This is a genomic window from Promicromonospora sukumoe 327MFSha3.1 (genome assembly GCF_000385135.1).
Classification (GTDB): Bacteria; Actinomycetota; Actinomycetes; order Actinomycetales; family Cellulomonadaceae; genus Promicromonospora; species Promicromonospora sukumoe_B.
On sequence record NZ_ARQM01000012.1, the window covers coordinates 20,370 to 43,159 of the forward strand.

Here is a 22,790-nt window from a genome sequence, read left to right on the forward strand (position 1 = left end):
ACGCTCAGATCCCTGGAGGGGTCTGAGCGTCTGACACGTCGTCTTATCAGGAGGTGAAGGTGTGGGTCTGCCGGCCCAGGTTCTCGATCTCCAGGGTCACCTCGTCGCCGTCGCGCAGGTACGGGAAACGGCCGGAGAGGGCGACGCCCTCGGGCGTGCCCGTGCAGATCAGGTCGCCCGGCTCGAGCGCCATGTACTGCGACAGGTGGTGCACGATCGCGGCGACGTCGAAGATCATGTCCGCCGTCGACGAGTCCTGCCGCGGCTCCCCGTTGACGAAGGAGCGCAGGCGCAGGCCGCCCGGGTCCACCTCGTCGGCCGGCACGAGCGCCGGGCCGGTGGGCAGGAACCCCGGCCCGCACTTGCCCTTGGACCACTGGCCGAGCGAGTCGTCGAGCTGCCACGCGCGCTCGCTGACGTCGTCCACCACGGTGTAGCCCGCGACGTGCTCCCGCGCCGCCTCGACCGACGGCAGGTAGCTCGCGCGCCGGCCGATCACGACCGCAAGCTCCACCTCCCAGTCGACCTTCTCGGCGCCGGGCGGCAGGGGCACGGCGTCGTCCGGCCCGGCGACGGTGTTGGGGTGCTTGAAGAAGATGATCGGCAGGCGCGGCGGCTCCGCGCCCGACTCGCGCGCGTGCGCGGCGTAGTTCTGCCCGATGCAGACGACGGCGGCCGGGCGCGCGATCGGCGCCCCGCGGCGCAGCGCGTCCGCGCCGTCGAGCACGGGCAGCTCCCCCGTCGCCAGGGCGGCCCGGGTGCGGGCCACGCCGTCGGTGGCGAGGAACGCGCCGTCGACGTCGGCGGTCAGCGGGCGCAGGTCGTAGGTGACGCCGTCGGAGGTGACGGCGGGGATCTCCTGGCCGAGGGGGCCCAGGCGGAGCAGGTGCATCGTGTCCTCGTTCTCGGTTCGGGTGGGCAGAGGGGCTCAGGCCTGCTCGGGCGGCCGCACGCGCAGCTCGTGCATGCCGCCGTCGACCGCGAGCGCCGTGCCCGTGGTCGCCGTGGCGAGCGGGCTGGCGAGGTAGCAGACGGCGTGCGCGACGGCCTGGGGGCTGACCAGCTTGCCCGTGGGCTGGCGGGCCTCGAGGGCGGCGCGCTCGGCGGCGGGGTCGGCGGCGGCGTCGAGCAGGCGGCCCACCCAGGGTGTGTCGACGGTGCCGGGGTTCACGCAGGTCACGCGGATGTTCTCGCGCACGTGGTCGGCGGCCATCGCGAGCGTGAGCGCCTGGACGGCGCCCTTGCTCGCGGAGTAGAGGGCGCGCTGCGGCAGGCCGGTCCAGGAGGCGATGGACGCCGTGTTGACCACCGCGGCGTGCTCGGACTCGCGCAGGTACGGCAGCGCGGCGCGGGTGACGCGCACGATGCCGAGCACGTTGACGTCCAGCACGCGCAGCCACTCGGCGTCGTCGTTGTCGGCGACGGTGCCCTGGGCGCCGATGCCGGCGTTGTTGACGACGACGTCGATGCCGCCCAGGCGCCGCGCGGCGGCCTCGACGGCGGCGCGGACGGCGGCGTCGTCGGTCACGTCGGCGACCTCGCCGCTCGCGCCCTCGGGCACGCCGTCGGCGGAGCGGTCGATCGCGACGACCTGGGCGCCGCGCTCCAGCAGGGCGGTCACGACGGCGGCGCCGATACCGGACGCCCCTCCCGTGACGATGGCGCGGACGCCGTCGAACTCAAGGGCTGTGGTCACGGGAACTCCTCCTGGAAAACGGCTGCGATGGCGATTCATCCAATCTATAGCACCGATCCGTGCCAATTCGTAGGGCTCGATCACGTTCTGGACCCGCTAGGCTCGACCTACTCGAAGCGATACGTCATACCTCTGCCCGCGCTTCGGGTTCAACCGCTCGACGAGGAGTGATCCGCACATGTCCCAGCCGGCCGATTCCGCCCCGCAGCCGCACCTGGACCGGACCTGGTTCACCGAGGCCAGGTTCGGCCTGTTCGTGCACTTCGGGCTGTACTCCGCCGCGGCCCGGCACGAGTGGGTGATGAGCAACGAACGCCAGACCGTCGAGCAGTACGAGCGCTACGCGGAGGTGTTCGACCCCGACCTGTTCGATGCCCGGGCGATCGCGCGAGCGGCCAAGGACGCCGGGATGCGGTACGTGGTGCTGACCACCAAGCACCACGACGGCTTCGCCCTGTGGGACTCCGCCGTCAGCGACTACTCCGTCGCGCGCACGCGGGGGCGCGACCTGGTCGCGGAGCTGGCCGAGGCGGTGCGGGCCGAGGGGCTGCGCCTGGGGCTGTACCACTCGCTCATCGACTGGCACCACCCGGACTTCACCGTGGACTTCGTGCACCCCCGCCGGGACGACCCGGACGCCCACGCCCTGAACGAGGGCCGCGACATGGCGCGGTACCGCACCTACCTGCACGCGCAGGTGCGCGAGCTGCTCACCGGGTACGGCGCCGTCGACTACGTGTTCTTCGACTACACCTACGCCCACGACCGGGACGGGTGGCGCGGCAAGTACCCCGAGGACTGGGACGCCGAGGGGCTGCTCGCCCTGGTCCGCGAGCTGCAGCCGCAGGCCGTGGTCAACGACCGCCTCGGCATCCCGGGCGACCTGGTCACCCCGGAGCAGTACCAGCCGGACCAGCCCATGCGGGACGACGCCGGCACGCCCATCACCTGGGAGGCCTGCCAGACGCTGAACGGGAGCTGGGGCTACGACCGGGACAACACCCGGTTCAAGGACCCGGACCTGCTGGTGCGCATGCTCGTGGACACGGTGGCCAAGGGCGGCAACCTGCTGCTGAACATCGGCCCGGACGGGCGCGGCGCGATCCCGGCCCGCGACGCGACCACGCTCGCGGCGCTCGGAGCCTGGACCCGGCTGCACGGCCGCTCCATCACGGGGGCGGGTCCCGCGGAGCCGGAGCTGGCCCAAGCCCTCGCGCCGGGGCTGCCGCCCGGCGTCGTGCTCACGCAGCGCGCCGACCGGCTGTACCTGCACCTGTTCGCGTGGCCGTTCGCGCACGTGCACCTGCGCGGGCTGGCCGACCGCGTGCGGTACGCCCAGCTGCTGCACGACGGCTCCGAGCTGCGCGCCACCCGCACCGACCCGGACCAGAAGGCGTGGAACACGACGCCCGGCGGGCAGCCGCCCGGCACCCTGACGCTGCACCTGCCCGCGGCGCGGCCCGACGTCGCGGTGCCGGTGGTCGAGCTGTTCCTGCGATGAGGCTCCTGCGATGAGTTCGGGGGCGCGCCGTCGTCGGACAGGGCATGAACCTGAAAAAGCATCGGCGGCCCGCCCCCTCGTCAGGCAGGGTTGAGCCATGAGCGACGTCGACATGCCCCGCTGGAAGCGCAACGTCGGGCTGTTCCTCGCCGGCCAGACCATCTCCCTGTTCGGGTCGATGGTGGTCATGTACGCGGTCATGTGGCACCTGACCATCGAGACGCGGTCCGGGTCGGTGCTCATGCTGAGCATCGTGTTCGGCATGCTGCCGCAGGCATTCGTGTCGATCTTCGGCGGGGTGTGGGCGGACCGGCACCACCGCAAGTTCCTGATCATGGGCTCGGACACCGTCATCGCCCTGGCGACCCTGGCGCTCGCGCTGCTCATGGTCAGCGGCGTCGACTCGCTCTGGGTCATCTACGCCGCGCTGGCGGTGCGCTCCGTGTTCGCCGGCATCCAGACGCCGGCCGTGAGCGCGATGATCCCGCAGATCACCCCGACCGACCAGCTCATGCGCGTCAACGGAATCTTCCAGTCCATCCAGTCGGGCATGATGCTGCTCGCCCCGGCCCTGGCGGCCGTGATCTACGCGTCCTTCGACATCGTCACCGTCTTCTTCGTGGACGTCGTGACCGCGCTGCTCGGCGTCGGGATGCTCGCGCTGGTCGCGGTGCCGCGCCTGGTGCGGTCCGACGCCGGCGAGCCGGTCAGCTACTTCGGCGACCTCGCCGCGGGTGTGCGGTACATCCGGTCGAACGCGCCCGTGCGGTGGCTCATCACGCTGTTCGCGTTGGTCATGTTCCTGGTGGGGGCGCCGAGCTACCTCACGCCGCTCATGGTCACCCGCACGTTCGGCGACGAGGTGTGGAAGCTGACCGCCAACGAGCTGTTCTGGGGCGGCGGCATGCTGCTGGGCGGCATCATCATGGCGTCGGTCGGGCCCCGGGTCACGCGCCGGGTGCGCCTCATGGTCGGGTCGGTGCTCGCCACCGGCGTGCTGGTCGCCGGGCTGGGCGTGGCCACGAACATGTGGGTGTTCTTCGGGATCGGGCTGGTGATCGGCGTCATGTTCGCGGCGCTCAACACCCCCGCGCTGACGATCATCCAGGAGCGCGTGGAACCCGAGATGCAGGGCCGGGTGTTCGGCTTCGTGGGCATCGTGATGACCGTGGCGATGCCGCTGTCCATGGTGGTGTTCGGCCCGCTGGCCGACCAGTTCTCCGTCCAGGCGCTGCTGATCCTGGCCGGCGTGCTGCTGGTGGCGGTGCTGGGCGCGATCCTCGCGTTCCCCGGGGCGCGGCGCTCGCTCGGGCAGGTCGACGCGGCGCCGGCTGCCGCACCGGAGGAGGCTGCCGCGGATGCCGTCGCGGCAGCGGGGCCGGCGACGTCGGCTGTGCCACAGGACACAGCCGACCTGCGCTGACGGCGTGAAAGTATTGCTGGGTCCCATAGCCGTCAGCCATCCGTGCGGAAGGTTCCTGTGAGCGCTCCGAAGATCTATGCCCTGCACGAGAACCCCGAGTGGTTCCCGCCGTTCGCCGAGGCCTTCGCGGCCGAGGGTGTCGAGTTCGAGGAGTGGGTGCTCACCGACGGCGTCCTCGACCTGGACGAGGCGCCGCCGGAGGGCATCTTCTGGTCGCGCATCTCGGCGAGCAGCCACACCCGCGACCACGGCCTGACCAAGGACTACTCGCGCGCGGTGCTGTCCTGGCTGGAGGCGTACGGCCGCCGCACGGTCAACGGCCGGCGCGTGCTGGAGCTCGAGATGAGCAAGGTGGACCAGCTCACCGCGCTGCGCGCCGCCGGGATCGACACCCCGCGCACCGTGGCCGCCGTCGGCCGCGACCAGGTGCTCAAGGCGGCGCAGGGGTTCCCCACGCCGTTCGTCACCAAGCACAACCAGGGCGGCAAGGGCCTGGGCGTGCGCAAGTTCGACTCGTTCGAGGACCTCGCCGAGCACGTCGCCTCCGACGAGTACGAGGAGCCGGTGGACGGCATCACGCTGATCCAGGAGTACGTCGTGGCGGCGGACGGCGGCATCACGCGCGTGGAGATCGTCGGCGGCGAGATGGTCTACGCCGTCCGCGGCGACACCGAGCGGGGCGGGTTCCAGCTCTGCCCGGCCGACGCGTGCGCCGTCGACCCGGTCACGGGCCGGCCGATCCCGCCGGTCGGCGCGACCATCTCCATGGCGCCCGACGACGAGTGGGGGCTGTTCTCGGAGCGCGAGGGCTACGACGACCCGGTGGTGGCCAAGTACCTGGAGTTCACGCGGCGGCACGGCATCGAGGTGGCCGGCATCGAGAACATCCGGACGGCGGACGGCCGGGTGCTGACGTACGACGTGAACACGAACACGAACTACAACAGCGACGTCGAGCGAGGCACGGCGAGGTCGGGGCCGCGGGAGATCGTGCGCCACCTGGCGCGGGTCCTGAAGGAGACGTACCCGGCGACCTGACGGGTCGGGTGCGACCGTTGGTGCGCTTCTACCCAGTCATTGCGCCCGAAAACACGCTGTTTTCGGGCGCAATGGCTGGGTAGAAGCGCACTACCGGTCGAGCGGCGGGTAGGTCAGGCGAAGGCGAAGATCGGGCCGAAGGCGACCACGACGATCGTCGCCCACACCGCGTAGACCGGCAGGTACGCCGTCTGCCAGCGCTCGATCGCGCCGAACGTGCGCTGCCCGCGCACGAAGCCGGTCGCCAGCCACGCCGCCCACGCGAGGTGCACCAGGAGCACCAGGTTGAGCCCGAGCGCCGCGACCTTGTTGGCGGTGAACCCGAACTCGGCGATGCGGGTGAGCATCGCGGTCAGGGCCACGGCGTCCACCGCGAGCGCCGCACCGACCAGGACGAGCTGCAGCCAGTCGAAGATCCCGGGCGGGGCGTGCGGGTCGCGGGCCGAGATCGAGTACAGCAGCAGGAACAGGACCAGCACGAGGATCGCGTCCATCAGGATCAGCAGCTCGCGGTCGACGTCGGTGAGCGGCCCGTTGACGAGCAGCACCACGAACATCGCGACCAGCATGACGATGGTCAGCGGCGTGAACACGCGGGTCAGGACCGGGGCGATGTTCTCGACGACGTTCTTCTTGGCCTCCACCAGCCAGGCGCTGACCAGCAGCGCCCCCGGCAGGCAGAACGGCAGGAGCCAGTCCGCGAAGAACGGCTCGAAGTCGACGCCGACCAGGCTGAGCGTGCCGACGGTGAGCCCGATGAGCAGCCCGCCCCCGAGCGCGACGAGCGCGAGGTAGATGATGAGCTCGCCCGTGAACCGGACGAAGTCCATACGGCGCGCGCTCGACCGCCAGGCACCGCCGGCGTACACGACGCCGAGGAGGAGCCAGAGCACCACGGGCGTGTGGGTGATCGCGAGGAACTCGGTCATGCCGGGCTCTTGGTAGGGGCCGGACTCGAACGGGTAGAGGTTGACCACGAGCGCGAGCGCCGTCGTGATCGCGAGCAGTACGGCGCTCACCCGCCACGACACGTGCCGCTTCCACACGAAGTACCCGGCCAGGAACGGCAGGACGGCGAAGACGCCGTTGCGCACGAGCACCAGCTCGTTGCCGACGGTCGCGGCGAGCAGGACCTTGAGCACGATCCCGGCGCCGACCGCGAGGGCCAGGACGACGGCCAGCTCACGCCAGCGTCCGCTGTCGCCGGGCTCCTCGGGCACGAGCACGAGCTGCTTCCAGAGCCGGTCGGAGTGCTCGCGCGCGAACTCGCGGGACACCTCGTCGAGGTTGCCCATGCGCTTGACCGCGACGAGGAACGCCTCCTCGTCCTCCAAGCCACCGGCGGTCAGGTCGCTGACCTGGCCGCGCAGGTGGTCCTCCATCTCGTCGACGTCGGCAGCCGAGATCGCCCGACGGCGCTGGACGTACCCGCGCCACAGGTCGATCTGCTCCTCCAGCACGACGTGCTCGGCGGGCTCCGTCCGCTGGGCGGGTCCGGCGTCGTTCCCGTTCTGGTCGCTCATCAGGCCCACCCCTCCGCGACGGCGGGGCCGGGCTGGACGTCCTGCCACACCTGCTTGAGCGCGTCGGAGACGACGGCCCACTGCTGGCGGCGCTCCGCGAGCGCCTCCTTTCCCGACGCGGTGATCGCGTAGTGCTTGCGCCGGCGCCCGACGTCGGACGTGCCCCACGTGGCCTTGACGTACTCGAGGCGCTCGAGCCGGTGGAGCAGGGGGTAGAGCATGCCGTCGGTCCACTCCATGCGGCCGCCGGAGAGCTCGTTGACGCGCTTGAGGATCGCGTAGCCGTACGACTCGCCGTCGGCCAGGATGCCGAGGACGAGCGGCGTGGCGGACGCCGCGACCAGATCCTTGTCGATGTGCACCTGCACTCCTATGCCTAGTGCTGCTAGGGATGCCTACCCTAGCAGCACTAGGCATAGGAGTCCTAGGTCAGGAACCAGGCAAGTCTCCGGGTCTGTGTTTTTCGGGGCCGCGGAGCGCTAGCGCCGGCGCGGGGTCGCGGCCCGGTAGGCCGAGACCGTCGGCTCGCCGTCGAGCCAGAAGCGCCACGGGTACAGGTCCGCGCGGCCGCCGTCTCCGCTCACACCCACGCGCGGCCCGGACAGCACGGTGCCCGACGGCGTCGCGGGGACTTCCAGCGCCACCGCACCTCCCGGGTCGGTGACGTCGGCGCCGTCGTCGGCCAGGTCGAGGCCGAGCGCGACGGCGAGCCGGGCCGGGCCGCGGGCCAGGTCGCGGTCGGTGCGCGCCACGCCCGAGGCGAGGCGCCGGGTCCGGGCGAGCGCCAGCCCCTCGGGCCCGGGTCCCGTCACCTCGCCGGCGCGCAGCAGCACGGCCGACGCCGTCCCCTCGGGCCCGCAGACCACGTTGGCGCAGTAGTGCAGGCCCAGGTGCCGGTACACGTACAGGTGCCCGGGCCCGCCGAACATGGTCTCGTTGCGCCGGCTCGGGCCGCGGAAGGCGTGGGAGCCGGGATCGTTGGTGCCGTCGTACGCCTCGACCTCGGTGATCCGCAGCGTGACGGCGCCGTCAGGCGTGCGGCGGGTCAGGGTGGCGCCGAGCAGGTCGCGGGCGACGTCGACCACGGGGCGGGCGTAGAACTCGCGGACCGGGACGGCCATGGGTGCGTCGCTCAGCTTGACTCCTCGATTCTCGCCGGGCAGACGGCGCGGGGAGAACCCATCCGCCCGGGCCGTGTCACCGACAGTAGACATTGTCTACTGTGCGCAACCGACCCCGGCGGGAAGCACATTCCCGCCCGCCGCCGCACTCGGCTGCCGCGCGGTTCGTGTCAGAAGGACCCGTTGTCCATCAGCCTCTTGCGCCGGTCACCAAGCTCCGACCGCAGCACATCGACCTGCACCTCCGCGCGGGCGACCACCTGCGCGTCCACGGTGTACGGCACCTCGTACGGGACGGAACAGCCGCACGCGTTGGCCTCCGCCTGGGCCTTGGCCCCCTCCCGCGCCTCGGCCGCGGCGAACACACCGCCCGCGCCCGGCGACGAGCAGCCCATCGACGACGTCCCCGTCAGCGGGAGCGCCGACGACGTCCGGCAGGTCCCGGCGGCGCCGCCCTGCACCTGGAACACCGAGACGAGCTCGCCGGTCACCGAGCCGCCCGTCACCGTCCCCTGCGACGTGGCGACGTCGGTGGTCACCTCGACGCTCGACGAGCAACCTCCGGCAGCGCAGCTGACCTGGGCCTGACCGCCCATGTCGAACGTGATGCTCGGGTTCACCGCGCTCTTGAGCTGCTTGGTGAGGCCGATCATCTCGTCGAAGAGCTCGGCGACCTCGTCCTGCGACATCTGCGTCACCGCCGACGGCCCCTCGGCCGACCCACCGGACCCCGACGCCGCGGGCGGGTCCACCCGGAGCACCTCGTACGGCGGCTCCTGCGTCACGTAGACCGGCCCGGCCGACGTCCGCACCCACCGCGCGGGCACGCCGTCGACCTCCACCTCCTCGACGGCGGCGTCCGACGACGGCAGCTCGCCCGCCCGGACCGCGGACCGGAGGTACTCCGCGTACTCCTGCGGGGTCTGCACCAGGTCGCCGACAGGCAGGGCCGCGTCGCCCTCGTTGAGCAGCCACCGCTTGTCGAGCTCCCGCCGCATCTCCCGGGTCGCGCCCTCGGCCGCCAGCGTGCCGGACGGCGGCTTGACGTACTCCTGGTCACCGATCTTCAGGACGCGGTACTCGTCGCCGTCGACCGAGAACGACCCGAGCGCGTCGCCGTCAGAGGTGACCCGGAGGTCGTAGTCGACGCCTGCGGTGGTCCCCCGGTGGTGGACGGCCGCCGTCTGCGCGAGCTCGTCGAGCGCGAGCTCGAAGGGCTGGCGCGCCTCCTCCTCCGCGGCGACGTCCTCCGCGAAACCCAGGAACGACGAGACCAGCGTGACGATGCCCGCGACCGCCAGCCCGAGGAGCACCACACCCCCGGCGATCAGCCAGACCCACCACTTGCGCCACCAGCGCACCGCAGCCACGCGTGTCCCCGTTCGGTCGACCCTCTCGGCGTCCCGCACGAGACACCGCGCGAAACGTTAGAGGGTCTACCGTACGGTGACAAGCGCCTCTGTGATGCGAGAGGCTCCGGGATCGAGCCCGGTCAGGTCAGCGCGCCGAACCCGTCCAGCCGCAGGTCAGCGCGCTCGCGGGTACGCTCCCGCGCGTAGTGCCCGGCCTCGTCGGCCATCCAGCGCAGCCAGTGCTCGCGCGCCTCCGCGCCGTCGCGCTCCAGGCCGCGGCGCAGCCGCTCGGCGTCGTCCGCCTCCACCCAGATACGGAACGCGCCGAGCGCGTCGACCTGGCGGGCGCCCGCGCCGCAGCCCTCGACCACGAGGTGGGGCGACGGCGGCACGTCGTGCCACTCGGCCCAGTCGCCCTCGAACCAGTCGTAGCGCCGGTAGCGCACCGGCTCCCCCGCGGCCAGCGGGTCCAGGACCCAGCGGCGGAGGTTGGCGGCGCCGCCGTCCGGGCCGGCGGCCCAGCCCTCGTAGAGGTCGTCCATGTGGATCACCGCCGCCTCCAGCGCGTCCCCGAGCTGGGCGGCAAGCGTCGTCTTGCCCGACCCGGCGGGGCCGTCGACGCACACCAGCCGCGCGTCGGCGACCCGGATCCGCTCCAGCACATCACCCAGCACCCCTGGCGTGACGGTCATCCCACTCCCCTCATAGGTGTACCCAGCGATTGTGCCCGGAATCCACGTGGGATCCGGGCACAATCGCTGGGTAGACGTCGGCCGACGCCGCGCGTCAGGCCTCCGGCTGGGCCCAGAAGCGGAACTCCGTGGCGCGCTCCTTGGCGGCCTCGATCTGCTCCGCGACCCGCACCGGGGCGGTGCCGCCGACTCCGTCGCGCGAGGCGAGCGAGCCCTCGACCGAGAGCACCGAGCGCACCTCGGGGGTGAGGTGCTCCGAGATCTTGGCGAGGTCCTCGTCGGACAGGTCCCACAGCTCGATGCCGCGCGCCTCGCACTCCTGCACGCAGGAGCCGGCCACCTCGTGCGCCACGCGGAACGGGACACCCTGCTTGACCAGCCACTCGGCGATGTCGGTCGCGAGCGAGAAGCCCTGCGGCGCGAGCTCGGCCATGCGGTCGGTGTCGAAGACCATGGTGCGCACCATGCCCGTGAACGCGGGCAGCACTGTGGTGAGGGTCGCCACCTGGTCGAACACCGGCTCCTTGTCCTCCTGCAGGTCGCGGTTGTACGCGAGCGGGAGGCCCTTGAGCGTGGTGAGCAGACCGGTGAGGTCACCGATCACGCGCCCGGCCTTGCCGCGCGCGAGCTCGGCGATGTCCGGGTTCTTCTTCTGCGGCATGATCGAGGAGCCCGTGGAGTACGCGTCGTCCAGGCGGACGAAACCGAACTCCTTGGTGTTCCAGAGGATGATCTCCTCGGAGATCCGCGACAGGTCCACGCCGATCATCGCCGCGACGAACGCGAACTCCGCCGTCACGTCGCGCGACGCGGTGCCGTCGATCGAGTTCTCGACCGGCCCGCCCTCCAGGCCCAGGTCGGCGGCCACGGCCGCCGGGTCCAGGCCGAGCGACGAACCCGCGAGCGCGCCCGAGCCGTAGGGCGACTTCGAGGCGCGCACGTCCCAGTCCAGGAACCGGTCGACGTCGCGCAGCAGCGGCCAGGCGTGCGCCAGCAGGTGGTGCGCCAGCAGCACGGGCTGGGCGTGCTGCAGGTGGGTGCGCCCCGGCATGGGCGCGCTGCCCGCGGCCTGCGCCTGCACGATCAGCTCGTCCACGAGGTCAAGCACCTGCGTGCCGATCGTGCGGGCCTGGTCGCGCAGGTACAGCCGCACCAGCGTGGCGATCTGGTCGTTGCGGGACCGGCCGGCGCGCAGCTTGCCGCCCAGCTCGTCGCCGGCGCGCTCCAGCAGGCCACGCTCCAGCGCGGTGTGCACGTCCTCGTCGTCGAGCACCGGGAGGAAGGCACCGGACAGGACGTCCTGCTCCAGCACGTCGAGCGCGTCGATCATCCGCGCGAGCTCCGGCTCGGTGAGCAGCCCGGCGGCCGCCAGGGCGCGGGCGTGCGCCCGCGACCCGGCGATGTCGTACTGCGCGAGCCGCCAGTCGAAGTGCGTCGACTGCGACAGCGCCGCCAGCTCCGGCGAGGGACCGCCGGCGAACCGGCCGCCCCAGAGGGCGACCTTCGGCCCGGTGTGCTCCCCGACGGTCCGCGGGGTCGCGTGGCCGACGTCCTTGCCGTCGTGCTCGCTCACAGCGCGCCGGCCGTCAGGCTCGCCGAGGTGCCGAGGTCCACGCCGTTGCCGAACTTCTCGTCGCGCGCGGCGGCGAGCTTGGCGGTGAGGCCGTAGATCTCGATGAAGCCGCGGGCCTGCGACTGGTCGAACGCGTCGCCCTCGTCGTAGGTGGCGAGGTTGAAGTCGTACAGCGACTGCTCCGAGCGGCGCCCGGTCACGGTGGCCCGGCCGCCGTGCAGCACCATGCGGATCTCGCCGGAGACGTACTTCTGGGTGTCGTCGACGAACACGTCGAGCGACTTCTTCAGCGGCGAGAACCACATGCCGTCGTAGACCAGCTCGCTCCAGCGCTGCTCGACCTGGCGCTTGAACCGGGCCTGCTCGCGCTCGATCGTGACGTTCTCGAGCTCCTGGTGCGCCGTGATCAGGGCGATGGCACCGGGGGCCTCGTAGATCTCGCGGGACTTGATGCCCACGAGGCGGTCCTCGACGATGTCGATGCGGCCCACGCCCTGCGCGCCGGCGCGGCGGTTCATCTCCTGGATGGCCTGCAGCGGGGTGACGGGCACGCCGTCGATCGCGACCGGGATGCCCTGCTCGAAGGTCAGGTAGACCTCGTCGGCCACGGGCGGGAACGTGGGGTCGTCCGTGTAGGAGTAGACGTCCTTGGTGGGCTCGTTCCAGATGTCCTCGAGGAAGCCCGTCTCGACGGCGCGGCCCCACACGTTCTGGTCGATCGAGAACGGGTTCTTCTTGGTGGTCGCGATCGGCAGGTCGTGCTTCTCGGCGTAGTCGATGGCCTTCTCGCGGGTCAGCGCGAGGTCGCGCACCGGGGCGATCGACTTGAGGTCGGGCGCGAGCGAGGTGGTGGCCACCTCGAACCGCACCTGGTCGTTGCCCTTGCCGGTGCAGCCGTGGGCCACGGTCGAGGCCCCGAACTGGCGGGCCGCGCGCACCATGTGCTTGACGATGACGGGGCGCGAGATGGCGGAGACCAGCGGGTAGCGGTCGAGGTACATGCCGTTGGCCCGCAGGGCGGGCATGCAGTACTCGGCGGCGAACTCGTCGCGCGCGTCGGCGACGTACGCCTCGACGGCGCCGCAGTCCAGCGCGCGCTGGCGGATGACGTTCATGTCCTCGCCGCCCTGGCCGACGTCGACGGCCACGGCGACCACCTCGGCCCCGGTGGCCTCGGCGATCCAGCCGATGGCGACGGAGGTGTCCAGGCCGCCCGAGTAGGCGAGCACGACGCGTTCAGTCATGATTGACGATCTCTTTCCGGTGGTGGTGTCAGGTGCAATTCTTGTGCGTTCTCAGGCGCTGAGCGCGAGGAAGCGTTCGGCCAGCGCGGAGCCGTCGGCGTCGCGGGCGATCACCAGGATGGTGTCGTCCCCCGCGATGGTCCCCAGCATGCCGGGGAAGACGGAGTGGTCGATGGCGGAGGCCAGCAGGTTGGCGGCCCCCGGCGGGGTGCGCAGCACCACGAGGTTGCCCGAGGACTCCGCCGAGACCAGCAGCTCCTTGGCCAGCCGCGCGAGCCGCGCGGACAGGTACTCCTCGCTCGCGTCCGACTGCGCGCTGCGGTCGCCGCCCTCGCCGGGCACGGCGTAGACGAGCGTGCCGTCCGAGCCGCGCACCTTCTCGGCCTGCAGCTCGATCAGGTCGCGCGAGAGCGTGCCCTGGGTGACGCTCACGCCGTCCGCGGCCAGGGCGTCGGCGAGCTCGGCCTGGGAGTGGATGGCGTTGCGCGTCACGATCGCGGTGATCCGGGCGTGCCGGGCCGCCTTCGTGGTGGCGGTCGTCGCCGTCTGCCGGGCGACCATCAGCCCTGCTCCAGCAGGAAGGCGAGCAGCGCCTTCTGCGCGTGCAGGCGGTTCTCGGCCTCGTCGAAGACCACGGACTGCGGGCCGTCGATCACCTCGGCGGTGATCTCCTTGCCGCGGTAGGCGGGCAGGCAGTGCAGCACGAGCGCGCCGGGGGCGGCGCCCGCGAGGAGCTCCGCGTTCAGCTGGTAGTCCCAGAACAGGTCGGCGCGCTGCTCGGCCTCGGCCTCGTCGCCCATCGAGATCCAGGTGTCGGTGGCGACGACGTCCGCGCCGGCCACGGCCTCCTTGGCCGACGTCGTCAGGGTCACCGAGCCGCCCGTGGTCGCGGCGATCTCGCGCGCCCTGGCGACCACGTCGGCGTCGGGCAGGTAGCCCTCGGGGCCACCGACCCGCACGTGCAGGCCCGCCGTGGCGCCGCCCAGCACGTACGAGTTGCCCATGTTGTTCGCGGCGTCGCCCACGTAGGCGAACGTGGTGCCGGGCAGGGCGGCCAGCCCGCGGTGCTGCGCCACCGTGAGCAGGTCCGCGAGGATCTGGCACGGGTGGAACTCGTCCGTCAGAGCGTTGACCACGGGCACGCGCGAGACGGAGGCCATCTCGTCGATGCGCTCCTGACCGAACGTGCGCCACACGATGGCCGAGACCTGCCGGTCGAGCACGCGCGTGGTGTCGACGACGGACTCGCGCACGCCGATCTGGGCGAGCCGGCCGTCGACGACGAGCGGGAAGCCCCCGAGCTCGGCGATCCCGGTCGCGAACGACACCTGGGTGCGCAGCGTGGGCTTGTCGGTGATGAACGCGACGGCCCGCGGGCCCTCCAGCGGGCGCTTCGCGTACCGGTCGGCGCGCAGGGCGAGGCCCAGCTCCAGGACGGCCTTCTGCTCGGCAGGCGTCAGGTCGTCGTCGCGCAGGAAGTGGCGGGTCATGCGGGGTCCTCCTTGGTCTCGGCAGGCTCGACCGGCGTGCCGACGGGGTCGAGCGAGGCGAAGAAGCGGGCGGCCTCCGTGGCCTGCTCCGGGGTCAGGATCAGCGGCGGGGCCAGCCGGATCGCGTCGGGCGCGACCGCGTTGACGATGAACCCGGCCTCCAGCCCGGCCGTGGCCACCTGCGGCGCCACCGGCTCGTTCAGGACGACGGCGAGCAGCAGCCCGCGGCCGCGGACCTCCTTGACGAGCGGGCTGCCGCACATCTCGATCTCCTGGCGCAGCAGCGCCCCGACCTCGCGCACGTTGGCGAGCAGGCCGTCGCGCTCGATCACGCCGAGGGTGGCGAGCGCCGCGGCCGAGGCCACGGGGTTGCCGCCGAACGTGCTGCCGTGCTGGCCGCGGCCGAGCAGGTGCGCGGCGTCGCCGTAGGCGATGACGGCGCCGACGGGGAAGCCGCCGCCGAGGCCCTTGGCGACCGTGACGACGTCGGGCACGATGCCGCCGCCGATCTCGGGCTGCTGGTAGGCGAACCACGAGCCGCAGCGGCCGACGCCGGTCTGCACCTCGTCGAGGACGAGCAGCGCGCCGTGCGCCTTGGTCAGGCGGCGGGCGGCCGCGAGGTAGCCCGGCGGCAGGGGGCGCACGCCGGCCTCGCCCTGCACGGGCTCGACCACCAGCGCGGCGACCTCGCCGTGCTCGGCGACGGACTGCGGCGTGAACGCGGCCTCGAGCGCGGCCAGGTCGCCGAACGGCAGGTGCTCGACACCGCCGGGCAGCGGCTCGAACGGCTCGCGGTAGGCGGCCTTCGCGGTCAGGGCGAGCGCGCCCATGGACCGGCCGTGGAAGCCGCCCTCCAGGGCGAGCACCCGAGTGCGGGTGCCCACGCCGGACGACGTCGCCACGCGGCGCGTCATCTTGAACGCGGCCTCGAGCGCCTCGGTGCCCGAGTTGGTGAGGAACACACGGGAACCGTCGGGCGCCTCGGCGACGCGCAGCAGCGTCTCGGCGAGCGCGATCTGGGCGGGCGTGCCGAAGAAGTTCGAGACGTGGCCGAGCGTGCCGAGCTGGGCGCTGATCGCGGCCGTCAGCGTGGGGTGCGCGTGGCCCAGCGCGTTCACCGCGATGCCCGCGAGCAGGTCGAGGTAGCGCTTGCCGTCGGCGTCCCACACGTAGGCGCCCTCGCCGCGCACGAGCACGCGCTGCGGCGGCCCGAACGTGTCCATGACCGCGCCCGAGTACCGCTGGGTCCAGGCGGCGACCGAGCCCTCGGCCGCGAGCGCCGAGCCCTCGTCGGCGGGGATCATGGTGCTCATTCGTTCGTTCCTTCCTGGGTCTCGACAGGCTCGACCAGCGGGGCGGCGGGGCCGGGGACGACCATCGTGCCGTTGCCCCGGGTGGTGAAGACCTCCAGCAGCGCGCTGTGCGGCTGCCGGCCGTCGATGACGGTCGCGGCGCCCACGCCGCCCTCGACGGCGCGCAGGCACGCCTCCATCTTGGGCACCATCCCGGACTCGAGGCTGGGCAGCAGCTCCGCCAGCTCCGGCGCGGTGATGCGCTCCACCAGCGAGCCCTTGTCGGGCCAGTTCGTGTACAGGCCCTCGACGTCCGTCAGGACGATGAGCTTCTTGGCGCCGAGCGCCACCGCGAGCGCCGAGGCAGCGGTGTCCGCGTTGACGTTGAGCACCTGGGTCGGGTCGTCCTTGTCGGGCGCGATGGTGGAGACCACGGGGATGCGGCCGGCCTCCAGCAGGTCCTCGACGGCACGCGGGTCCACCTGGACGACGTCGCCCACGAGGCCGACGTCGACGGGCACGCCCTGGACGATGGCGTGCCGGCGCTGGGCGCCGAGCAGGCCGCCGTCCTCCCCCGACAGGCCGACGGCGACGGGGCCGTGGGCGTTGATCAGGCCTACGAGCTCGCGGCTGACCTGGCCGGTCAGCACCATGCGGACGACCTCCATGGCCTCCGGCGTGGTGACGCGCAGGCCGCCCTTGAACTCCGACTCGATGCCGAGGCGGTCGAGCATGGCGTTGATCTGCGGTCCCCCGCCGTGCACGACGACGGGCCGCAGGCCCACCTGCCGCAGGAACACCATGTCCTGCGCGAAGGCGGCCTTGAGCTCGGCGTCGATCATGGCGTTGCCGCCGTACTTGACCACGACGAGCGCGCCGGAGAACTCCTGCAGCCAGGGCAGGGCCTCGATCAGCACCTCGGCCTTCTGGTCGGGCCGCAGCCCGTTCACGATGTCGCTGCTCATGAGCTGTAGGCGCTGTTCTCGTGCACGTAGTCGTGCGTGAGGTCGTTGGTCCACAGCGTGATCTCGGCGTCGCCGGCGTGCAGGTCGATCGTGAACGTCACGTCGCGGGACGCGGCCATGTCGACCTTCTCCGGGTCCTCGTGCGCGCCGCCGGCCTTGCAGACCAGGACGCCGTTGACGCTGACGTCGAGCTGGGCCGGGTCGTAGGGCGCGACGTCCTCGGGCACGGTGCCGACCTGGGACAGGATGCGGCCCCAGTTGGGGTCGTTGCCGAACACGGCGGCCTTGACCAGGTTGGACCGGCTGACGGCGCGGGCGACGGCGAGCGCGGCGTCCTCGGTGGTGGCGTTCGTGACGGTGATCGCGATGTCGTGGGACGCGCCCTCGGCGTCGGCCACGAGCTGGCGGGCCAGGTCGGCGCAGATCTCGGTGACGGCCGTGGTGAGCTCGTCCAGGCCGGGCGTGACGCCGGAGGCGCCCGAGGCCATGAGCACCACGGTGTCCGAGGTGGACATGGCGCCGTCGGAGTCGACGCGGTCGAAGGTGACGCGCGTGGCCGCCCGCAGGGCGGCGTCGGCGTCCGCGGCCGGGACGACGGCGTCCGTGGTCACCACGCACAGCATCGTCGCCAGGGCGGGGGCGAGCATGCCCGCACCCTTGGCCATGCCGCCCACCGTGAAGGTGCCCTGCGACGTCTCGACCGTGCGCACCGCCGTCTTGGCGACGGTGTCGGTGGTCATGATGGCGGTGGCGGCGGCCTGCCCGGCGGCGTCGTCGGCCGCGAGCTCGCCGACGGCCACGGGGACGCCCGCGAGCAGCTTGTCGGCGGCGAGCCGCACGCCGATCAGGCCGGTCGAGGCGACGAGCACGTCGATGGCGCCGATGCCGAGCTCGCCGGCCACCTTCTCGGCGGTGGCGTGCGCGTCCTGGAACCCGCCCGGCCCCGTGCACACGTTGGCCCCGCCCGAGTTGAGCACGACGGCGCGGGCGGCGCCGTCCTTGACCGCCTGTCGCGACCACATGACCGGCGCGCCGACCACACGGTTGCTCGTGAACACCGCGGCGGCGGCGAACTCGGGACCGTCGTTGACCACGAGGGCCAGGTCGGGGTTGCCGGAGGCCTTGAGGCCGGCGGTGACGCCGGCAGCCCGGAATCCTTGTGCCGCGGTGACGCTCACGGGGCGACTCCTTCGGTGATGAGGCCGGCGGTCTCCCGCAGGCCGAGGGCGAGGTTCATGGACTGGACGGCGGCACCGGCGGTGCCCTTGACCAGGTTGTCGATGGCGGTGACCGTGACCACCCGGCGGGCGGCGGCGTCGACGGCGACCTGGACCAGGGCGGTGTTGGCGCCGAGCGTCATCGCGGTGCTCGGCCACTGCCCCTCGGGCAGCAGGTGCACGAACGGCTCGTCGGCGTAGGCGGCCTCCCAGGCGGCCCGGACCTGCTCCGGGTCCGCACCCTGGGCCAGCGGGGCCGTCGCCGTGGCGAGGATGCCGCGCGCCATGGGCACCAGGGTGGGCGTGAAGCTGATGGTCACCTCGGGCGCTCCGGCGGCCCGCAGGTTCTGCTGGATCTCGGGGATGTGCCGGTGCGTGCCGCCCACCGCGTACGGCTGGGCCGAGCCGAGCGCCTCGCTCGCCAGCAGGTGCGGCTTGAGCGCCTTGCCGGCGCCGGAGTAGCCGTTGGCCAGCACCGCGACGATGTCGGTGGGCTCGACGACGCCCGCCGCCACGCCCGGCTGAAGGCCCAGGGTCACCGCGGTGACGTTGCAGCCGGGCACCGCGATGCGGCGCGCGCCGGGGAGCTTGTCCCGCTGGCGGGCGGCGGTGGCCAGGTCGGTCGCGGCGGCGCCCGGCGCCTCGGCGTGGATCAGCTCGGGCATGCCGTACGGCCAGGTCCCCGCGTGGGTCGAGCCGTAGAACTGCTCCCAGTCGGCCGCGGACTCCAGCCGGTGGTCGGCGCCCAGGTCGATGACCAGCACGTCGTCGGGCAGCTGCGCGGCCACCTGGCCGGACGCGCCGTGCGGCAGGCCGAGCACCACGACGTCGTGGCCGGCGAGCGTGTCGGGCGTGGTGGGCTCCAGGATCCGGTGAGCGAGGCTGCGCAGGTGCGGCTGGACCTCGCCGAGGCTGGACCCGGCGCTCGCGTGCGCGGTCAGGGTGCCGATCTCGACGAAGGGGTGGGCGGCCAGGAGGCGCAGCACCTCCCCGCCCGCATAGCCGGAAGCGCCTGCGACGGCGACACGGATGAGCTGGCTGCTGGACATATTCCGCACTATACATAGTTATGCAGCGGGGGCGAAACCCGTCTCGTGGTCGCGACGTAGGCTCGGCCCATGCACGCAGTCGTAGCCCGTGAGGCGGGCGGCCCCGAGGTCCTGCAGTACACCGAGCTCCCCGACCCGACGCCGGGACCAGGTCAGCTCCTGGTCCGCGTCGCTGCGGCGGGCGTGAACTTCATCGACACCTACAAGCGCGCCGGCGTGTACCCGATGCAGTACCCGCACGTGGTGGGCGCCGAGGGCTCGGGCACCGTCGAGGCGCTGGGCGACGGCGTCACCGGCTTCGCCGTCGGCGACCAGGTGGCCTGGCACGACGGGCCGGGCTCCTACGCGGAGCTCGTCGCCGTGGACGCCGCCGGCGTCGTGCACGTGCCCGAGGGGCTCGACCTGACCACGGCCGCCGCACTGCCGCTCCAGGGCATCACCGCGCACTACCTGGTGCGGTCCACGTTCGAGGTGCAGCCCGGGCACGACGTGCTGCTGCACGCCGGTGCGGGCGGCGTCGGGCTGCTGGCCACGCAGCTCGCCGTAGCCCGCGGCGGGCGCGTGATCACCACGGTCTCGACGCCGGAGAAGGCGGCGCTGTCCGCCGCGGCCGGCGCCGCGCACACCATCGACTACGCCGCGATGTCCGACATCACCACCGAGCTGCCCGCCCTGGTGCGCGAGCTCACCGACGGCCAGGGCGTGCACGTCGTGTACGACGGCGTGGGCCGCAGCACCTTCGAGGCGTCGCTGGCCTCGCTGCGCCCGCGCGGCATGCTCGTCCTGTTCGGCGGGGCGTCGGGCCAGGTGCCGCCGTTCGACCCGCAGCGGCTCAACAAGGGCGGCTCGCTGTTCCTGACCCGGCCCACGATCGCGCACTACACGCTCACGCGCGGCGAGGTCGAGTGGCGCACCTCGGAGGTGCTCTCGTCCGCGGCGTCGGGCGACCTGGACGTCCGCATCGGGGCCACCTACTCCCTGGCCGACGCCGCCGAGGCGCACCAGGCGCTGGAGTCCCGCGCCACGACGGGCAAGGTGCTGCTGGTCCCCTGAGGAGGGGCCCTGGGGCATCGCCAGAGTCATCGGCAGTTGGCATTGAGATCGGCTCAGGCCTGAGCCGATCTCGATGCCAACTGCCGAGTTTGCCGGGCAAACTGCCGACTCCGCCGACGCCGCCCCTCGTCGGATCGGTTTAACGTTGGATCTTTTTCGCCCTCGCTGAGGTCCAGGCCTTTACAGCGATCCGTGCGGTGGCGACAATTCACCCGTCCGGTTCGTTCCAGCTCGGAGGTTCAACGTGGTACTTCCCCGCTTCTCCCGCGCCCTGGCCACCGGGGTCGCCGTCGCCGCACTGGCGCTCGGCACCCTCACCACCGGTGCCGCCGTCGCGGCACCCGCGGACGACGCGCCCGCCGGCGACGTCTCCGTCCAGACGACGGTGCGCCCGAGCCTCGTGCTCGACCGCAACTTCCCCGACCCCGACGTCACGAAGTTCGGCGACACCTACTACGCCTATGCCACGAACGAGGGCAAGAACCTGCCCTGGGCCACGGCGCCGGACCCGGACGGGCCGTGGACCTACCAGTCCACCGACGCCCTGCCGACGCTCGGGGTCTGGGCCAAGACCGGCCGCACGTGGGCACCCGACGTCTCCCAGCGCGCCGACGGCAAGTACCTGCTCTACTACACGGCCTGGCACAACGCGTCCGGTCGCCAGTGCCTCGGCGCCGCGCTGGCCGACTCCCCCGGCGGCCCGTTCGTCCCGGTCGGCAGCGAGCCGCTCATCTGCCCGCTGTCCGACGGCGGCGCCATCGACGCGTCCAGCTTCGTGGACACCGACGGCACCCGGTACATCCTGTGGAAGAACGACGGCAACGCCATCGGCGCCACCACCTGGATCCACGTGCAGCGCGTGGCCGCGGACGGCATCACGTTCCAGGGCGGCGCCACCCAGGTGCTGCGCAACGACCGCGCCGACGAGGCCGGCATCATCGAGGCGCCCGTGGTGACCAAGGTGGACGGCAAGTACGTGCTCTTCTACTCGGCCGGCCCGTACAGCACCAACTCCTACGGCACGAACTACGCCGTGGCCGACTCCCTCACCGGCCCGTACACCAAGGCCTTCCGGTTCCTCATGACCACCGACTCGCTCGACGGCGCCGTGGCCGGACCCGGCGGCGCGGACGTGCTGCGCGACGCCGGCGGCGACAAGCTGATCTTCCACGGTCACCGGGACGCGGGCGGCCGCGGCATGTACGTGGCCGACCTCGGCTGGGCCGGTGCCAACCCCGTGGTGCGCGGCAGCCGCGTGCGGTACGAGGCCGAGCGCGGCACCCTGAACAACTGCTCGGTGCGCGAGAACGCGGCCGGCGCCTCGGACGGCAAGGTCGCCGCGTACATCGACCACGCCGACAGCTCGGTCGACATCGGCGCGATCTACGTGCCGACGTCCGGCAGCTACACGCTGCACGTGGGCTACGCCAACGGCTCGGTGGAGACGGCGTCGCACACGGTGACGGTCAACGGGACCGCCGCCGGGTCGATCAGCTACCCGATCACCGGCTGGGACAACTGGCGGCAGGCCAGCAAGGACATCACGCTCCAGGCCGGCTGGAACACCATCCGCCTGGGCAAGGGGACGGCGTTCACCGAGCTCGACTACATCGAGGTCGCGTAGCCGACGCCGCACCCAGCGGGTCGACAGCCCAGCGATTACGCCCGAGACCGCCACCGTTCCGGGCGCAATCGCTGGGCTGCGGCACGTTCCGCGCGTGATGTATCTTGACATCAAGATACTCGACGGCGAGGAGTTGTGATGGCCGACTGGAACCCCGGCGCATACCTGCAGTACACGGACGAGCGGTCCCGGCCGTTCACGGAGCTGGTCGCCCGCGTGCCCGGGACGCCGGCCACGATCGTCGACCTGGGCTGCGGCCCGGGCCACCTGACCCCGGTGCTCCGCGCCCGCTGGCCCGAGGCGCACGTGACCGGCGTGGACGCCTCCCCCGCCATGATCGAGCGCGCCCGGGAGGCGGACTCGGGCACGGAGTACGTGCTGGCCGACCTCGCCACCGACACGCACACCGCAGATCTCGTGATCAGCAACGCGGCGCTCCAGTGGGTCCCGGGCCACCGCGACCTCCTGACGACGCTCGCCGACCGGGCCGCGCAGACCTTCGCGTTCCAGGTGCCGGGCAACCACGACGCGCCCAGCCACGTGCTGCTGCGCGAGGTCGCGGCCCGCGCGCCGTACGCCGACGTCGTCGGGCCGGTGGAGCGGCGGGCCACCGCCGACCCGGCCGAGTACCTGGAGATCCTGGCCCGGCCGGGCTGGTCCGTGGACGCGTGGGAGACCACCTACACGCACGTGCTGCACGGGCCGGACCCGGTGCTGCGCTGGATCTCGGCGACCGGGGCCCAGCCCACGCTCCAGGCGCTCGAGGCCAAGGACCACGCCCTGCGCGCCCGGTTCGAGGAGGAGTTCGGCGCGGCGCTGCGCGCGGCGTACCCCGAGCACGCGCACGGCACGCCGCTGGCGTTCCGCCGGGTGTTCGTGGTGGCCACGCGGGTCTGAACCGGGACGACGCCGGCCTGACGCCGGGCGCCGGCGCCGG

Annotated in this window: 21 protein-coding genes; 6 read left to right on the forward strand and 15 right to left on the reverse strand. The window is 72.6% G+C overall.

The window, feature by feature from the left end:
- Window positions 1-46 precede the first annotated feature (46 nt).
- Window positions 47-892: a fumarylacetoacetate hydrolase family protein gene (locus H291_RS0118965; RefSeq protein WP_020016593.1), complete on the reverse strand. Its 846-nt coding sequence runs from the start codon at window positions 890-892 to the stop codon at window positions 47-49.
- 36 nt (window positions 893-928) lie between these two features.
- The gene (locus tag H291_RS0118970; RefSeq protein WP_051109549.1) at window positions 929-1,735 is read right to left on the reverse strand and encodes an SDR family NAD(P)-dependent oxidoreductase; all 807 of its coding nucleotides are present in this window, start codon (window positions 1,733-1,735) and stop codon (window positions 929-931) included.
- Between the two features lie 139 nt (window positions 1,736-1,874).
- Here H291_RS0118970 and H291_RS0118975 point away from each other — a divergent pair, with 139 nt between their 5' ends.
- The 3 genes from H291_RS0118975 (at window position 1,875) to H291_RS0118985 (ending at window position 5,658) form a co-directional block, all read left to right on the forward strand.
- Window positions 1,875-3,197 (forward strand): alpha-L-fucosidase, encoded by a 1,323-nt coding sequence (locus H291_RS0118975; RefSeq protein ID WP_020016595.1) that lies wholly within the window; start codon window positions 1,875-1,877, stop codon window positions 3,195-3,197.
- Window positions 3,198-3,294: 97 nt separating this feature from the next.
- Window positions 3,295-4,620: an MFS transporter gene (locus H291_RS0118980; RefSeq protein ID WP_020016596.1), complete on the forward strand. Its 1,326-nt coding sequence runs from the start codon at window positions 3,295-3,297 to the stop codon at window positions 4,618-4,620.
- 57 nt (window positions 4,621-4,677) lie between these two features.
- Window positions 4,678-5,658 (forward strand): ATP-grasp domain-containing protein, encoded by a 981-nt coding sequence (locus H291_RS0118985; RefSeq protein WP_020016597.1) that lies wholly within the window; start codon window positions 4,678-4,680, stop codon window positions 5,656-5,658.
- A 113-nt stretch (window positions 5,659-5,771) separates the two neighbouring features.
- Here the strand turns inward: H291_RS0118985 and H291_RS0118990 are convergent, their stop codons facing one another.
- The 13 genes from H291_RS0118990 to argC form a co-directional block, all read right to left on the reverse strand.
- Complete coding sequence (locus H291_RS0118990) at window positions 5,772-7,181, reverse strand: permease prefix domain 1-containing protein (protein WP_232216113.1); 1,410 nt, start codon at window positions 7,179-7,181, stop codon at window positions 5,772-5,774.
- Window positions 7,181-7,543, reverse strand: a complete 363-nt coding sequence (locus tag H291_RS0118995; RefSeq protein WP_020016599.1) for a PadR family transcriptional regulator — start codon at window positions 7,541-7,543, stop codon at window positions 7,181-7,183. Before H291_RS0118995 ends, H291_RS0118990 begins: the two co-directional genes overlap by 1 nt.
- Window positions 7,544-7,660: 117 nt before the next feature.
- Complete coding sequence (locus H291_RS0119000; protein ID WP_020016600.1) at window positions 7,661-8,302, reverse strand: DNA-3-methyladenine glycosylase; 642 nt, start codon at window positions 8,300-8,302, stop codon at window positions 7,661-7,663.
- A gap of 170 nt (window positions 8,303-8,472) precedes the next feature.
- Window positions 8,473-9,672, reverse strand: coding sequence for a hypothetical protein (locus tag H291_RS0119005; RefSeq protein WP_020016601.1), 1,200 nt, complete (start codon window positions 9,670-9,672; stop codon window positions 8,473-8,475).
- Window positions 9,673-9,794: 122 nt separating this feature from the next.
- The gene (locus H291_RS0119010) at window positions 9,795-10,346 is read right to left on the reverse strand and encodes a uridine kinase family protein (protein ID WP_026365915.1); all 552 of its coding nucleotides are present in this window, start codon (window positions 10,344-10,346) and stop codon (window positions 9,795-9,797) included.
- A 94-nt stretch (window positions 10,347-10,440) separates the two neighbouring features.
- Window positions 10,441-11,919 carry an argininosuccinate lyase gene (gene argH, locus H291_RS0119015; RefSeq protein ID WP_020016603.1) on the reverse strand — a complete coding sequence of 493 codons (1,479 nt, stop codon included), beginning with the start codon at window positions 11,917-11,919 and terminating at the stop codon, window positions 10,441-10,443.
- The gene (locus H291_RS0119020) at window positions 11,916-13,163 is read right to left on the reverse strand and encodes an argininosuccinate synthase (protein ID WP_020016604.1); all 1,248 of its coding nucleotides are present in this window, start codon (window positions 13,161-13,163) and stop codon (window positions 11,916-11,918) included. The genes argH and H291_RS0119020 overlap by 4 nt, the downstream gene beginning before the upstream one ends.
- Window positions 13,164-13,214: 51 nt before the next feature.
- Entirely contained in the window at window positions 13,215-13,724 is a 510-nt protein-coding gene (locus H291_RS0119025) for an arginine repressor (protein WP_020016605.1), read from the reverse strand.
- Window positions 13,724-14,653 carry an ornithine carbamoyltransferase gene (argF, locus tag H291_RS0119030; protein WP_020016606.1) on the reverse strand — a complete coding sequence of 310 codons (930 nt, stop codon included), beginning with the start codon at window positions 14,651-14,653 and terminating at the stop codon, window positions 13,724-13,726. Before argF ends, H291_RS0119025 begins: the two co-directional genes overlap by 1 nt.
- Window positions 14,650-15,966: an acetylornithine transaminase gene (locus H291_RS0119035; RefSeq protein WP_020016607.1), complete on the reverse strand. Its 1,317-nt coding sequence runs from the start codon at window positions 15,964-15,966 to the stop codon at window positions 14,650-14,652. Before H291_RS0119035 ends, argF begins: the two co-directional genes overlap by 4 nt.
- A complete protein-coding gene (gene argB, locus H291_RS0119040) occupies window positions 15,963-16,910 on the reverse strand; it encodes an acetylglutamate kinase (RefSeq protein ID WP_020016608.1) in 948 nt (315 codons plus the stop codon). Before argB ends, H291_RS0119035 begins: the two co-directional genes overlap by 4 nt.
- The gene (argJ, locus tag H291_RS0119045; RefSeq protein WP_020016609.1) at window positions 16,907-18,088 is read right to left on the reverse strand and encodes a bifunctional glutamate N-acetyltransferase/amino-acid acetyltransferase ArgJ; all 1,182 of its coding nucleotides are present in this window, start codon (window positions 18,086-18,088) and stop codon (window positions 16,907-16,909) included. The genes argB and argJ overlap by 4 nt, the downstream gene beginning before the upstream one ends.
- Window positions 18,085-19,176: an N-acetyl-gamma-glutamyl-phosphate reductase gene (gene argC, locus H291_RS0119050; RefSeq protein WP_020016610.1), complete on the reverse strand. Its 1,092-nt coding sequence runs from the start codon at window positions 19,174-19,176 to the stop codon at window positions 18,085-18,087. Before argC ends, argJ begins: the two co-directional genes overlap by 4 nt.
- 69 nt (window positions 19,177-19,245) lie before the next feature.
- Here argC and H291_RS0119055 point away from each other — a divergent pair, with 69 nt between their 5' ends.
- From H291_RS0119055 to H291_RS0119065, 3 genes are all read left to right on the forward strand, one after another.
- Window positions 19,246-20,229 carry a quinone oxidoreductase family protein gene (locus H291_RS0119055; protein WP_020016611.1) on the forward strand — a complete coding sequence of 328 codons (984 nt, stop codon included), beginning with the start codon at window positions 19,246-19,248 and terminating at the stop codon, window positions 20,227-20,229.
- Between the two features lie 244 nt (window positions 20,230-20,473).
- Complete coding sequence (locus H291_RS0119060; protein WP_020016612.1) at window positions 20,474-21,853, forward strand: family 43 glycosylhydrolase; 1,380 nt, start codon at window positions 20,474-20,476, stop codon at window positions 21,851-21,853.
- A gap of 138 nt (window positions 21,854-21,991) precedes the next feature.
- The gene (locus H291_RS0119065) at window positions 21,992-22,750 is read left to right on the forward strand and encodes a methyltransferase (RefSeq protein WP_020016613.1); all 759 of its coding nucleotides are present in this window, start codon (window positions 21,992-21,994) and stop codon (window positions 22,748-22,750) included.
- Window positions 22,751-22,790: the final 40 nt, after the last annotated feature.